The 12937-nt window shown below is 73.4% G+C and carries 15 protein-coding genes; 10 read left to right on the top strand and 5 right to left on the bottom strand.

Annotation, left to right across the window (positions count from 1 at the left end):
* The first annotated feature begins 104 nt into the window (after positions 1-104).
* Positions 105-923 (top strand): LLM class flavin-dependent oxidoreductase, encoded by an 819-nt coding sequence (locus ACWDN5_RS43440; protein ID WP_449680378.1) that lies wholly within the window; start codon positions 105-107, stop codon positions 921-923.
* Here ACWDN5_RS43440 and ACWDN5_RS43435 read toward each other — a convergent pair.
* Positions 865-1818 carry a threonine/serine dehydratase gene (locus ACWDN5_RS43435; RefSeq protein WP_310971524.1) on the bottom strand — a complete coding sequence of 318 codons (954 nt, stop codon included), beginning with the start codon at positions 1816-1818 and terminating at the stop codon, positions 865-867. The two genes, ACWDN5_RS43440 and ACWDN5_RS43435, sit on opposite strands and share 59 nt — an antisense overlap.
* Before the next feature lie 84 nt (positions 1819-1902).
* Here ACWDN5_RS43435 and ACWDN5_RS43430 point away from each other — a divergent pair, with 84 nt between their 5' ends.
* Positions 1903-2778, top strand: coding sequence for a LysR substrate-binding domain-containing protein (locus ACWDN5_RS43430; RefSeq protein WP_449680377.1), 876 nt, complete (start codon positions 1903-1905; stop codon positions 2776-2778).
* Here ACWDN5_RS43430 and ACWDN5_RS43425 read toward each other — a convergent pair.
* A complete protein-coding gene (locus ACWDN5_RS43425; RefSeq protein ID WP_310971526.1) occupies positions 2768-3691 on the bottom strand; it encodes a LysR family transcriptional regulator in 924 nt (307 codons plus the stop codon). The genes ACWDN5_RS43430 and ACWDN5_RS43425 overlap by 11 nt on opposite strands.
* Before the next feature lie 73 nt (positions 3692-3764).
* Between ACWDN5_RS43425 and ACWDN5_RS43420 the strand changes: the two genes are divergently transcribed.
* Genes ACWDN5_RS43420 through ACWDN5_RS43410 form a run of 3 tightly spaced genes read left to right on the top strand, consistent with a single transcriptional unit; the run spans position 3765 to position 6149 of the window.
* Positions 3765-4667 carry a DMT family transporter gene (locus ACWDN5_RS43420; protein ID WP_310971527.1) on the top strand — a complete coding sequence of 301 codons (903 nt, stop codon included), beginning with the start codon at positions 3765-3767 and terminating at the stop codon, positions 4665-4667.
* Positions 4668-4677: 10 nt separating this feature from the next.
* Positions 4678-5568 (top strand): NAD(P)H-binding protein, encoded by an 891-nt coding sequence (locus ACWDN5_RS43415; protein ID WP_449680376.1) that lies wholly within the window; start codon positions 4678-4680, stop codon positions 5566-5568.
* Entirely contained in the window at positions 5565-6149 is a 585-nt protein-coding gene (locus ACWDN5_RS43410; protein WP_449680375.1) for a CPBP family glutamic-type intramembrane protease, read from the top strand. The genes ACWDN5_RS43415 and ACWDN5_RS43410 overlap by 4 nt, the downstream gene beginning before the upstream one ends.
* Here the strand turns inward: ACWDN5_RS43410 and ACWDN5_RS43405 are convergent.
* Positions 6118-6402, bottom strand: a complete 285-nt coding sequence (locus tag ACWDN5_RS43405; protein WP_449680374.1) for a hypothetical protein — start codon at positions 6400-6402, stop codon at positions 6118-6120. The genes ACWDN5_RS43410 and ACWDN5_RS43405 overlap by 32 nt on opposite strands.
* 112 nt (positions 6403-6514) lie before the next feature.
* Here ACWDN5_RS43405 and ACWDN5_RS43400 point away from each other — a divergent pair, with 112 nt between their 5' ends.
* A complete protein-coding gene (locus ACWDN5_RS43400; protein WP_449680373.1) occupies positions 6515-7375 on the top strand; it encodes a helix-turn-helix domain-containing protein in 861 nt (286 codons plus the stop codon).
* Between the two features lie 41 nt (positions 7376-7416).
* On the top strand, positions 7417-7932 hold the full coding sequence (locus ACWDN5_RS43395; RefSeq protein ID WP_449680372.1) for a SecDF P1 head subdomain-containing protein: 516 nt from the start codon (positions 7417-7419) through the stop codon (positions 7930-7932).
* A gap of 3 nt (positions 7933-7935) precedes the next feature.
* On the opposite strand, the gene ACWDN5_RS43390 is transcribed toward ACWDN5_RS43395, so the two are convergent.
* Complete coding sequence (locus tag ACWDN5_RS43390) at positions 7936-8406, bottom strand: MarR family winged helix-turn-helix transcriptional regulator (protein ID WP_310971533.1); 471 nt, start codon at positions 8404-8406, stop codon at positions 7936-7938.
* 83 nt (positions 8407-8489) lie between these two features.
* Here ACWDN5_RS43390 and ACWDN5_RS43385 point away from each other — a divergent pair, with 83 nt between their 5' ends.
* The 3 genes from ACWDN5_RS43385 (at position 8490) to ACWDN5_RS43375 (ending at position 10636) form a co-directional block, all read left to right on the top strand.
* Positions 8490-9131, top strand: coding sequence for an FMN-dependent NADH-azoreductase (locus ACWDN5_RS43385; RefSeq protein WP_449680371.1), 642 nt, complete (start codon positions 8490-8492; stop codon positions 9129-9131).
* A 306-nt stretch (positions 9132-9437) separates the two neighbouring features.
* Complete coding sequence (locus ACWDN5_RS43380) at positions 9438-9944, top strand: ATP-binding protein (RefSeq protein WP_449680370.1); 507 nt, start codon at positions 9438-9440, stop codon at positions 9942-9944.
* A gap of 65 nt (positions 9945-10009) precedes the next feature.
* Entirely contained in the window at positions 10010-10636 is a 627-nt protein-coding gene (locus tag ACWDN5_RS43375) for a response regulator transcription factor (protein WP_310971537.1), read from the top strand.
* On the opposite strand, the gene ACWDN5_RS43370 is transcribed toward ACWDN5_RS43375, so the two are convergent.
* On the bottom strand, positions 10617-12937 hold a 2321-nt coding region (locus ACWDN5_RS43370; RefSeq protein ID WP_449680369.1), incomplete at its 5' end, for an indolepyruvate ferredoxin oxidoreductase family protein. The two genes, ACWDN5_RS43375 and ACWDN5_RS43370, sit on opposite strands and share 20 nt — an antisense overlap.

The following is a 12937-nucleotide window of genomic DNA, read 5'->3' as shown; positions in this document are numbered from 1 at the left end:
GCCCGCAAGCTCGGCGACCCGGCGTGGGGGGGGCGCCGGGCGGGGGGGGCCGGCCGGGGCGCACCGGTGGTTTGATCGAAGGACCAACGACGTGGGGGTGTTCGATGCCGCAGAAGGCGTTCCGGTTCGGCGTGGTCGCGGGCGCGACCGAGGGCGGCGCGAAGTGGCTGGCCACCGCTCGCCGGGCCGAAGAACTCGGCTATTCGACCGTGCTGTGCCCGGACAACCTGAACATGCCGACACCGACCGCCGCCCTCGCCGCGGCCGCCGCGGCGACGACCGAGCTGCGCGTCGGCTCGTTCGTCCTGGCCAGCCCGCTGCGCACGCCGCGGGCGGCGGCCTGGGAAGCGCACAGCCTGACCGTCGTCACCGACGGCCGGTTCGAGCTCGGGCTCGGCACCGGGCGGCCGGAAATGCGCCAGCAGGCCGGGGAACTCGGGCTCCCGTACGGTTCGGGACAGGACCGGCTCGACGCGGTTTCCGAGACGGTCGACCACATCCGCCGGCTCGACGGCGACGGGCACACGCCGGTGATGATCGCCGCCGGCGGGCCGAAGGTGCGCCGCCTCGCCGGGCTGAAGGCCGACATCGTCACGATGGCCGGCGGCGTGCTGACCACCCGCGAGGAAATGACCGGGCACGTCGAGGAAGTCCGTTCCGCGGCCGGTGATCGCGACATCGAGTTCGCGATGAACATCTGGGTCGTCGGCACCGAGGTGCCACCGTGGATCCGCGGCTTCATCGGCGTCGACGCCGAGACGCTCATCGAGCACGACTCCCTCGGCCTGCTCCGCGGCGACGTCGACGAGATGGTGGCCGAGCTCGAACGCCGCCGCGAGGAACAGGGCGTGTCCTACTTCAGCGTCAACGGCGCGTTCCTCGAGGAGTTCGCCCCGGTGGTGGCGCGGCTTTCGGGGAAGTGAGCGTGGCGGGGTCGGTGTTGGCGCCGCAGAGCAGGACGGCCACGCGCTCGCCCGGCGACGGCCGGTAGGCGCCGGACAGCAGGGCGGCGAACGCGGTCGCCCCACCCGGTTCGACGGCGAGGCGGTAGCGGTCCCACAACGCCGCCCGCGCTTCGGCGATCGCCGTGTCCTCCACCAGCACCGAGCCCGCGTTGGTGCGGGTGGCGACGGCGAACGCGATGTCACCGAGCCGGGTCGCGCCCAGGGAGTCGGCGGCGATGCCGGCGACGTCGACCGCGACCGGCTCACCCGCGGCCAGGGCGGAGTGCAGCGTCGGGATCGTGCGGGGCTCGACGCCGACCACCCGCGCCCGGCCTTCGACCGCGGCGGCGACCCCGGCCAGCAGGCCACCTCCGCCGACCGCGACGAGGATCGTGTCCAGGTCGCCGGCCTGCTCCAGCAGTTCGAGGCCGAGGGTGCCCTGCCCGGCGCAGATGTCCGGCTGGTCGTAGGCGTGGCAGAAGAGCTCGCCGGAGTCGGCCGCGTGTTTCACGGCCGCGTCGTAGGCGTCGGCGTACTTTTCGCCGGCCAATTCCACCGTCGCGCCGAGCTGCCGGAGTTTCGCGACCTTCACGGCGGGCGCGGTCGCCGGGACGTAGACCCGTGCCGGGAGGCCGAATTCCGAGGCGGCGTAGGCGACGGCGAGGCCGGCGTTCCCGCCCGAAGCGGCGACAACGCCGTTCTGCTCGCCCGCGGCGATGATCCGGTTGAAGGCGCCGCGGGCCTTGAACGACCCGGTGTGCTGCAGGTGTTCCAGCTTGAACCACACGCCCTCGTCCGCGGCGAGCACCGGCGTCCGGCGGACCCGTCCCTCGATGCGCGCGGCCGCCCGTTCGACATCCGCAGTGCTGATCATGGCTCCAGCATGCGCGCGGCCCGCCGTAAGCACCAGCGACGTCTCCTATGCTGGATTAAGCAGCACTTACGGCTGGAGGCTTCCGTGCTCGACGCCCATCGCCTGGCCGTGCTGGCCGAGGTCGCCCACGCCGGCTCGATCGCCGCGGCCGCGCAACGGCTTTCGTTCACACCGTCCGCCGTCTCGCAGCAGCTGGCGAAGCTGGAGCGCGACGTCGGCGCCCGCCTGCTGGACCGCCACGCCCGCGGCGTCACGCTCACGCCGGTCGGGGAGGCGCTGCTCGTCCACGCCGAGGCGATCGTCGGGGAGCTGCGGACGGCCGAGCGGACGGTCCGGGCGCTGCTCGACGAGGAGCTCACCGTCGGCACGTTCGCGAGCGCGGGCATGACCCTGGTGCCGGCCGCGCTCGCCGGCTTCCGCCGGGACCACCCCGGCGTGGCGCTGCGGCTGCTCGACCTCGAGCCGCCGGACGGGTACGGCCTGGTCAGTTCCCGCGAACTCGACCTGCTGATCACCCACCGGTATCCCGGCGCACCGCTGCCCGACCCGCGCGGCCTGCAGCGGTCGCTGCTGCGTTCGGAGCGGTTCCGGCTGATCCTGCCGAAGGGGCACGCGAAGGCGCGCGCCCGCCGGCTCACCCTGCGGGCACTGGCTGCGGAGGACTGGATTTCCGGCAGCCCGGGCGTACCCAACCGCGCGTGCCTGGAGCAGCTCGCCGGCGCCGCGGGCGTGGGGCTGCGGGTGGCGTACGAGACGCGGGACTACCAGGTGATCGTGGCGCTGGTGGAAGCCGGGCTCGGCATCGCGTTCGTCCCGGAGAGCGTGCTCGAGCGGGTCGGGCCGGCCCGCGTCGAGGTCCGCGACGCGGCGGACGCCCGGCCGGAGCGGGAGATCTTCCTGGTGCACCACCGGCGCCCGGGCCGGTTGGTGACCGAGATGGTGGCGCGGCTCAGCCGGTGACCCGGCCCGCGCTTTCGAACCGCGCCGACGCCGCCCGCAGCGCGTCCAGGCAGGCCCGTACCGCCCCGCGGTCCTCCTCGCCCGCCCGGCAGACCGCGTGGATCGTGCGGCTCAGCGCCGGCCGCGTGGCCAGGATCCGCACCCCCTCCGGCACGCGGTCGCGGGCCAGCCGGGGGACCAGCGCCGCGCCGAGGTTGCCCGCCACCAGGGCCAGCTGGGTCGGGTAGCCGCCGACCGTGCAGCTGATCCGCGGCTCCAGCCGTTGCTTGCGCAGCACCCGGACCAGCCACTCGTGGCACCCCGAACCCGCGCTCCAGCCGATCCACGGCAGGTCGTCCACTTCGGACAGGTCGACCGTCTTGCGGTGGGCCAGCCGGTGCCCGGCCGGCAGGGCGAGGTCGGCGACGTCGGAGAACAGCGTGCTGCTCGCCGCCGACGGCGGGATCACCGTCGGGTGGTCGGTCCAGCTCTCCAGCACCGCGACGTCGAGGTCGCCGGCCAGCACGCGCGGCATCGTCTGCTCGGCCTCGCCCTCGTGCAGCGTCACCGCGAGCCGCGGGTGCTGCGCGGCGAGGGTGGCCAGCGCGGGCGGGAGCAGCGCGTGGACCGTCGTCGGGATCGCGCCGATCCGCAGCGGCCCGATGACGTCGTCGCGCAGCAGCTCCAGATCCGCCTTCGCCGTGGCGACCTGGGCGAGGATCCGCTCCGCGTGGCCGGCCAGCACGTGGCCCGCCTTCGTCAGCCGGACCCCGCGGCCGCGCGGCTCCAGAAGCGGCTGGCCGGCCTCGCGTTCCAGCTTCGCCAGCTGCTGGGACACCCCGGACGGCGTCACGTGCAGGGATTCGGCCGCCGCGGCGACCGAGCCGTGGGTGGCGACCGCGTGCAGCGCCCGCATACGCTCCAGTCCGAACACGGTAGCGATGCTACCGAATTCCAGGCAGAAACATTCGCTTGTCCTTGACAGTCGGCGTCCGCACGCTGGAGACGTGCTCACGACCGCCCCGACGCTCACTCGCCGCCTCGACCCGCGCCTGCTCGCCGCCCTCGGCAGTTTTTGCATCTCGCTGTCGTCGGTCTTCATCAAGGTTTCGCACGTCAGCGGCAGCACGAGCGCGTTCTGGCGCTGCCTGCTCGCCCTGCCGGTGCTGCTCGTGCTGGCCGGCCGCGAACGGCGCACGCCCGGCCGGCGCCGGGTGCTCCTGCCGCTGCTGGCCGGGACCGGGCTCGGCCTGGACTTCGTGCTCTGGGGCGAGGCGATCCCGCGGGTCGGCGCCGGCATCGCGACTGTGCTCCTCGCCGTGCAGGTGGTGATCGTGCCGCTGCTGGCCTTCGCGTTCCTGGCCGAACGGCCGTCGAAGCGGTTCCTCACCGCGGTGCCCGTGCTGCTCGCCGGGATCGTGCTGGCCGGCGGCTTCGCCGGCACCGGCTCGTTCGGCCCGGACCCGGTCACCGGCGCGGTCGCGGCGCTGCTGGCCGGCGCCGGGTACGCCGGCTACCTCTTCCTGATCCGGCTCAGCGGCGGCACCGGCACGCAAGCGCACTCACTGGTGCTGGCCACGGTCTCCGCCGGGGTGGTCGCCGTCGTGCTCGGCGTCCCGACCGGCACGCTCGACCTGACCCCGGGCTGGCCCGCGTTCGGCTGGCTGATCGCGCTCGCCGGCGTCGGCCAGCTGGCGGGCTGGCTGCTCATCTCCGCCGCGCTGCCCCGGATGTCCGCGACCACCGGGGCGACGCTGATGCTCCTGCAGCCGGTCGGCGCGGTCCTGCTCGGCATCGGCCTGCTCGGGGAGACGCCCGGGTGGGCGCAGCTGATCGGGTGTGCCGGGGTCGTCGCCGCGGTCTGCTTCGCCGGCGGCGGACGATCTGCGCGCGAAGGCCGTCCCGGCTAACGTCGCGGGCATGCGGGTGCTGGTGGCAGGGGCGTCGGGGTTCGTCGGCAGCCGGTTGTGCCCGGCGCTCGAGGCGGCCGGCCACGAGGTGCTCGCGATGACCCGCCACCCCGCGAAGTACCGCGGCGCCGGGAAAGCCGTCCGCGGCGACGTCGCCGACGTCGGTTCGCTGCGGGACGCGCTCAAGGGCGTCGAAGCCGCGTACTACCTCGTGCATTCACTCGACAGTGCGGACTTCAAGCGCCGTGACGCCGATGCCGCGCGCGCGTTCGCCCGGGCCGCGGAAGGCCTGCGCCGGATCGTCTACCTCGGCGGGCTCGGGGACGACGACGATGCGCTGTCCGAGCACCTGGCCAGCCGGCGCGAGGTCGAACGGCTGCTGGGGGAGACCGGCGTGCCGGTGACGGTGCTGCGTGCCGGGATCGTGATCGGCCACGGCGGCACGTCGTGGGAGCTGACCCGGCAGCTGGTCGAGCACCTGCCGGCCATGGTGACCCCGCGCTGGGTCACCACGCGGACGCAGCCGATCGCGATCGCCGACGTCGTGCGTTACCTCGTCGGTGTGCTCGACCACCCGGAGGCCGCGGGCCGGACGTTCGACATCGGCGGCCCGGAAGTGCTGGCCTACCGCGACATGCTGCAGCGGGTGGCGGCGATCGAGGGCCGGCCGCTGCTGATCCTGCCGGTCCCGCTGCTGTCCCCGCGGCTGTCGTCGTACTGGCTGTCGCTGGTCACCGACATCGACGTCCCGACCGGGCGGGCGCTGATCGACTCGATGACCAACGAGGTCGTGGTCCGCGACGACGCGATCCGCCGGATCGTCGACTTCGAGCCGATGGGCTACGACGAAGCGGTGCTGCAGGCCCTGGGCGAGCGCGCGAAGAGCCGGCGGCCGGCGTGAAGCCGGTCCTCGCCGCGGTGACCGCCGCCGGATCCGGCCTGCTCGGCGCGTCACTGGCCAGCCGCCCCGGATCGCGCCGCTTCCACGTGCTGACGGCCTCGGTCGCGGCCACCTGGCTCGCCGGGGCCCGGGTCGCCGGGCCGGTCCGCCGGGGGAGCGCGGACGTCGTCCAGCCGGTGGCCATGGGCGCGGGCGCGTTCGGCGTGTTCTACGGGTGCGCGCTGGTGGCCCGCCGCATCCCGCTGCTGCGCCGCGCGATCGCCGGGGTCCTGGACCACGCCCGCCGCGGCCCGACGGCCTCGGTGGCGGCGACGACGTTGCTCACGGGAGCGGCGGAGGAGGTCTTCTTCCGCGGCGCCCTGTACGACGCGTCCGGGGCCCGGGTCGCCACGGCGGTGTACGTGCTTTCCACGACGGCGACCCGGAACCCGGCGCTCGTGCTGGCGTCGGCGGTGATGGGCACGTTGTTCGCGTGGCAGCGCGGCCGGTCGGGCGGGGTGCAGGCGCCGCTGCTGACGCACGTGGTCTGGTCGGCGCTGATGCTGGCCTTCATGCCTCGCCTGTTCCCGCCCGAGGGGTGACGTCGTCCCGGCCGCTGGGTCTCCGGCCGCGGAACCGGTGGCCGACGGCGCCGCAGAGCACCCCGGCCGCGGCGGAGGCCAGGCCGGACACGGCCAGGCCCACGACGAGGACGCCGACCAGGATCGCCACGATACCGCCGGCGACGCAGAGCAGCTTGCGCATGTCCTTCGAGCGGGCCCGGGAGCTCATCACCCACTTCAGGAAATCGAACAGGTCCGCGGAGTTCGTGGTGCCGGTGCTTGAGGAGTTCATGTCTCCAGAAGACCCGCTCCGCCGCGCGTTTCACAGCGATCCGAACGAAGCCGGAACGATGCGAACGGGAGCGGACGGGCCGGAACGGGACGCGTAACACGCCGGTCGGCTGGTGCGACCGGTTGATGTGGTCGTTTCCCCCTCTTCCGGCCTGTTCGGCGATCTGGTGCCGGAGCAGGCGAACAGCGTCGCCGACTTCGCCGGCTTGCTGCGGCAGGTCCGGTCGCGCTCGGGGATGACGTACGACGAACTGGCCAAGTCGTCGTCGAACCGCCCGAAGTCGCTGGCCAAATCGACCATGACCGACCTGTTCAACGGAACCCGGCTGCCTCGCGAGCACCAGCTGGTGACGATCCTGCTCGCATGCGGGATGCCCAGCGAAGCGCTCGGCCCGTGGCAGCGGGCCCGGGCCCGGCTGGAGACGAGCACCGGCCCGCAGGAGCTCGATCTGGTCGTGGTCCGGAACGACTTCGACGACTTCTCCCGCGACCTGGGTGACCGCCTCGCCGAGGCCCGGCAGGAAGTGTCCGATCTGCGGCGGCGGGAGCAGGACCTGGCGGCCCGCCTGGCCCGCGAGGAGACCAAGTGCCGGCAGCTGGAAGCGGACCTGGAACGGTTGCGCGCCGGCCGGGCGGTGGCCGGAGCGGTGGTCTCGCCGGGTGACGTGCAGCGCGAGCAGGATCTGCGTGTCCTGCACGGTCGCGAACGTGCGCACATCGAGAACATGCGGGTCGAGCTGGCGGAGATCAACCAGGCCCGACGCCAGGCCGAAGAGCAGGTCGAGCTCGTCGCGGCCGAGTCGAAGGACAGCCGGCACCAGCTGGGCCGGGTCGTCGACTTCATGGAACTGCACTTCACCCGGGCCGAGTACGAGCGCCGCGAGCGGGAGAAGCTGGAGAGCCGGCTGGAGGAAGCGCAGCGGCGGATAGCGCAGCTGCAACGAGTCCTGGCCATGTACCAAGAACCCCTTTGACCGCGCTTCCCGGAAGTCCGCTTTTCCACCAGGATGACCCCTTGTGCGGATCCTCCTCGCGGCTGCGGTTCCGCCCCGTGCTGGGTGAGCTGCCGCCCGGGCCGGCGGCCGGCCCGCCGGGGCAGCGGCAGAGCACGGACCCGGCCGCTCAGGAGGCCGCGGCCCGCGCGCTCGACTGCGCGCCGGACGCGCCGGACACCCTGGACGGCCGGGACGATCCGGCGCTCCCACTGGTGAGCTGCGACCCCGGCACGGGCAGCCGGTTCGTCCTCGGCCCGGGGTTCCTCAGCGGCGCTGACGTGGGCTGGGTGGAGGCCCGGCTCGATCCGGCGACGGGAAGCTCCGTCGTCAACCTCAGCTTCAGCACGGCCGGGGCGCGGACGTGGGCGGAGCGGACCGGCAGCAACGTCGGCAAGCAGGTCGCGATGGTCGTGAAGAGCCGGGTGCTCACCGCGCCGCAGATCCAGGCCGCCATCACCGACGGCGCCACGCAGATCACCGGGAAGTTCACGCTGCCGGAAGCGCAGCAGCTGGCGCGGGACATCGCCGGCGCGTGACGCTCAGCAGGGCGGCGTCTCCCGGCAGGCCTCCACGCCGGTCTTGCGCGTCGCCTGCTGCAACAGCTCGTAGAGCGTCTCCCGCTGCTCGTCGCTCAGCCCGCTGAACACCTCGTCCTCGACCGCTGTCAACGCGAACTCCGCCCGCGCCAGCAGCTTCGCGCCCACGTCGGTCAGTTCGACCAGGTGACGGCGGCGGTCCTCGGGCGACCGGCGCCGCGCGATCAGGTTCTCCGTCTCCAGCTCGTTGAGCAGGGTCACCACGTTCGTGCTGTCCATTTCCAGGATCTTCGCCAGGTCCTGCTGCGAGCTGCCGCCGCGGTCGCGCAGCACCGTGAGGGGGATCAGGTGCCGCGGCCGCAGGCCGAGCGGGGCCAGCACCGACTCGCTGCGCAGCCGCAGCCGGCGCGCTAGGTGGTCGACCAGCGCGCCGCAGCGGTGCGGGGGCTGGTTGACGACCGGGAGCGAGGTCATGCCGCCCAGTATATGGGCAGTCCAATGGTCGATGTGCTATCAATGGTTTGTCCTACACCAACGATCTATGGACGGCTAACGACATGGCTCATCTCCTGCACATCGACTCGAGCATCCAGGGCGACGCCTCGGTGAGCCGGCGGCTCAGCGCGCGGGCCGCGGCGGCGTGGCGCTCCGCGCACCCGGACGGCACCGTCACCTACCGCGACCTGGGCGCCCACCCGATCCCGCACGTCGACGCGGCCGGCGCCATGGCCGGGCGGGTGCCACCCGCGGAACACACGCCCGAGCAGGCGGCGGCCTGGGCGCGGACGGTCGAGCTCGTCGAGGAGGTCAAGGCGGCCGACACCGTGCTGCTCGGCCTGCCGCTGTACAACTTCGGGCCGCCGAGCACCGTCAAGACCTGGGTCGACCACCTCATCGCCCCGGGCCTGTCGGTCGACCCCGAGACCAACGCCGGCCTGCTCGGCGGCCGCGAGTTCGTCGTGCTGGCCAGCCGGGGCGGCGGCTACGGCGAGGGCACGCCGCGCGAAGGCTGGGACCACGCCCAGCAGTGGCTCCCGCACGGCGTTTCCCTCACCGGCCTGGAGCCGCGCTTCATCACCGCCGAGCTGACGCTGGCGCCGGTCCGCCCGGCCCTGGCGGAACTCATCCCGCTCGCCGAAGAGAGCCTCGCGGCGGCGGAACGCGCCATCGACGAGCTCTGGGTCCCGGCCCGGGTCTGAGCCCGGTCAGGAGTCCGCGGCGGCGGGCCCGAGGTCGAGGAGCTGCTCGAAGAACCCGCCGATGCCCCGTGACGTCCGGCCGCGCGGCGAAATACGCGCGGCCGGCGTCGAACTCCTCGAAGATCGGGCCACACCTCGACCGCCTTCGCCTGCGCGCCGAGCAGCCGCTCGACGGGCTCGGCCTCGTCCTCGAGCAGCTCACCCAAGGCCCCGACGGTGGCAACGTCCGGCCCGGGCGGTACCGTGCCGCGGCGGGCGGACTGACGTGGTGCGGCACAGGCGCACCTTGGGCGAGGAAGGTCGGGTTTGAGCGCGCACACCTCCCAGATGGACGACATCCGGCTCGTCGCGCAGCCCAGCGCGCTGCCGGTGACCGAGCTGTTCGTCCGCCTGATTCTCACCGACTGGTCCCTGCTGCCGATGCTGGAGCAGGTGACCGCCACCGCGAAACGCCTGGTCGAGGCCGTGATCGACGCGAGCGACCCGAAGGCGCCCGCCTTCGTGACGCTGCGGCTGCGGCTGCGCGCCGAGGTGCTGTCGATCGAGGTCGACGACGACGTCCCCGGACGGCCGGACACCCCGGCCCGCCCCGGCGAGCGGCTCGGCGTCTCGCCGGCCGACGGCGGCGGCCGCACCACCTGGTGCGAACTGCCGCTGCCGGGCGGCATGACCGCGCGGCAGGTGCGCCTGCCCCGCCGCCAGGACCGTCGGACGCTCGTCGACGAGCCGGTCTCCGGCGATCCGGTGGCCGCCGACCCCGAGGTCCTGGAACGCCTGCTGACCCGGCTGAGCGGCTGGTCCGGCCAGAGCTGAACGTTTTGCCCCGTACGTCCGTGCACCCAGGCAGGGGATGACGCGGACGCGAGGAGGCAGCCGTCGTGCGGATCGTGATCGCGGAGGACGACGCCCTGCTGCGCGAGGGGCTGGTGCTGCTCCTGCGCAGCGAGGGGTTCGAGGTCACCGCCGCCGTCGACCACCCGGACGACCTGGTGGCGACGGTCGGCGCCGAAGAACCGGACCTGGCCGTCGTCGACGTCCGGATGCCGCCGACGTTCACCGACGAAGGGCTCCGCGCCGCCCTCGAAGCCCGGCGCCGCGTCCCCGGCCTGGCGATCCTCGCGCTGTCGGCGTTCGTCGAAGACGGCTACGCGGGCGACCTCCTGGCCGCCGGCGGCGGGGGAGCCGGGTACCTGCTCAAAGAGCGCGTCGGCAAGCCCGACGAGTTCCTCGACGCCCTCCGGCGGGTCGCGGCGGGCGGCACGGTCCTGGACCGCGACGTCGTGGCGGTGCAGCTGGCCCGGCCCCGGCCCGGCGACCCGGTGGCGACGCTGACACCCCGCGAGCGCGAGGTGGTGGCGTTGCTGGCCGAGGGCCATTCGGTGCCGACGATCGGGCGGCTGCTCGGCATCGGCACCGCCGCGGCCCGGCAGCACGCCGGGGACGTCAGCACGAAACTGCGCGTCCCCGACGGCGCCCAGGCGATGCTCAGCTACCTGCGGGCGTGAGGACTTCGGCCTGCCGTTCGCGGTACTTCGCCACGTTGGCGAGCTTGACGTCCTCGTAGCCGCGGACGAGGTCGGGCAGTTCGGCCAGGGCCAGTGCCCGTGCTCGATCCCGGGTCCGGAACGCCTCCAGCACCACGTTGCGGTAGTCCTCGATCAGCTCGCGCTCGACTCGCCGCACCTCGGCGCGGCCGAACGGGTCGAAGCGGGTCCCGCGCAGCCGGCGCAGCGCGTGCAGCAGCCGGAACGCCGGCCGGAACCACGGGCCGAGGCTGATCTTGCGCCGCATCCCGAGTGCCCGCAGGACCGGCGGGTGCAGCCGATAGGCGTACTTCGTGCCCGCGCCGAACTGCTCTTCGAGGCCGTCGGTGAAGGCCGGGTCCAGCGACAGGCGGGCGACCTCGTACTCGTCCTTGTACGCCATCAGCTTGTACAGGTGCTTCGCGACGGCTTCGGTGATTTCGGTCGGCCCGTCCTCCAGCACCCGGACCCGCTCGACGAACTCCGCGTACGCGTGGGCGTAGGCCTTGTCCTGGTAGGCGACCAGGTCGGGGATCCGGATGTCGAGCAGCCGCGCCAGCTCGGAGCCGGGCTCGGCGTGCACCAGGGCCCGCATCGGGTGCGGCTTCGCCGTCGCGGGCCGGGTGGCGGCCGCCGGGGGCTCGGCGACGAGCAGGCGGCCGCGGCGGAACGCCTGCAGGTTCGCGGCGACCTGGGTGCCGTTCAGCTCGATGGCGCGTTCGATCACCGACGCGGGCAGCGGGATCGCGCCGGTCTGGAAAGCCGCGCCGAGCTGCAGCACGTTGGCGAACTGGTCGTCGTCGAAGAACTCCTCGGCCAGTCCGCGCGCGTCCAGCGACACCGTGCGCTTCGCCGCGGCTTCGAGAGGCGCGAGCACGCTGCCGGGCTCCGGGAAGGACACCGTCGTGTCGACGACCATCCGGCCGGTCGGGATCTCGGTCGTGGAGACGACGACGGTGGTGCGAGCCGGATCGGCGGCCTTCAGGTTCGCCGTGTCCGCCCCGACCAGCGCGTCACAGGCCAGGTAGAGGTCGCACTCGCCGGCCGCCAGCTTCGGGGCCTGTTCGACCGGCTCCGCCGTCACCTTCAGGTCGGAGACGACCGCGCCGCCCTTCTGCGCGAGCCCGGTCTGGTCGAGCGTGCGGACGTGCCGTCCGTCGAGGACCGCGGCGGTGGCGAGGATCTGCGTCACGGTGACCACGCCGGTGCCGCCGATCCCGGTGATCCGCACGGTGAAGTCTGCGTCCTGGGTTTCCGGTGCGGGAACGGCGTCGGCCGCCAGTTCGACGGCCTTCCGGCGCCGCTTCTTCCCGGACGGCACCACGGTGACGAACGACGGGCAGTCCCCGGCCAGGCAGGAGTAGTCGACGTTGCACGACGACTGGTGGATCGCGGTCTTGCGGCCGAACTCGGTCTGCACCGGCTGCACGGACAGGCAGTTCGACTTGGTGCCGCAGTCGCCGCAGCCCTCGCAGACGCGCTCGTTGACGACCACGCGCGTCGCGGGCGCGGTCTGCTTCCCGCGCCGGCGCTTCCGCCGCTTCTCGGCCGCGCATTCCTGCTCGTGGATCAGCACGGTGACGCCCTTGACCGCGGCCAGTTCCTCCTGCGTGCGCAGGAGTTCGGAGCGGTCGCGGACCTCGACGCCCGCGGGGAGCTTCCGGTGTTTCGCGGGGGCGTCGCTGGTGATCACGACCCGCTTCGCACCCTCGACCAGCAGCAGCTGGGCGACCTTCTCGACGGGCAGCCCGCCGACGGCGTCCTGGCCGCCGGTCATCGCCACGGCGGAGTTGTAGAGCAGCTTGTAGGTGATGTTCACGCCGGCCGCCACCGCCGCGCGCACGGCGAGGCTGCCGGAGTGGGTGAAGGTGCCGTCGCCGATGTTCTGGACGAAGTGCTGCGCCTCGACGAACGGCGCCATGCCGATCCACTGGGTGCCTTCGCCGCCCATCTGCGTCACACCGAGGACGGTGCCGACCTGGTCGGGCTCCATGAACAAGGCCATGGTGTGGCAGCCGATGCCGCCGCCGACGAGCGTGCCTTCCGGGACCTTCGTCGACGAGTTGTGCGGGCAGCCCGAGCAGAAGTACGGCGTGCGGGCGAGCAGCGGGACGGCGATGCGCTCGCGGCGACGGCGTCCGCGGTAGGCCTCGACCGGCGGGATGTCCCGCGGCAGGACCCTGGCCAGGCCGGCGGCGATGCCGTCCGGGTCCAGTTCGCCGAGTTCGGTGAACAGCGTGCGGCCGTCGTGGTCCTTCTTGCCGATGATCCGCGGCGCGTTTG

The sequence above is a fragment of the Amycolatopsis sp. NPDC003731 genome, from assembly GCF_053586895.1.
Note: the sequence above shows the minus strand (reverse complement) of the source record. Positions and strands in the feature narration are given on the sequence as shown.

Bases quoted from the DNA above. Each gene is read 5' to 3' on its own strand.
- ACWDN5_RS43435 (WP_310971524.1), bottom strand. From the start codon at position 1,818: ATGATCAGCACTGCGGATGTCGAACGGGCGGCCGCGCGCATCGAGGGA.
- ACWDN5_RS43440 (WP_449680378.1), top strand. From the start codon at position 105: ATGCCGCAGAAGGCGTTCCGGTTCGGCGTGGTCGCGGGCGCGACCGAG.
- ACWDN5_RS43390 (WP_310971533.1), bottom strand. From the start codon at position 8,406: ATGACCTCGCTCCCGGTCGTCAACCAGCCCCCGCACCGCTGCGGCGCG.
- ACWDN5_RS43405 (WP_449680374.1), bottom strand. From the start codon at position 6,402: ATGAACTCCTCAAGCACCGGCACCACGAACTCCGCGGACCTGTTCGAT.
- ACWDN5_RS43385 (WP_449680371.1), top strand. From the start codon at position 8,490: ATGGCTCATCTCCTGCACATCGACTCGAGCATCCAGGGCGACGCCTCG.
- ACWDN5_RS43415 (WP_449680376.1), top strand. From the start codon at position 4,678: ATGCGGGTGCTGGTGGCAGGGGCGTCGGGGTTCGTCGGCAGCCGGTTG.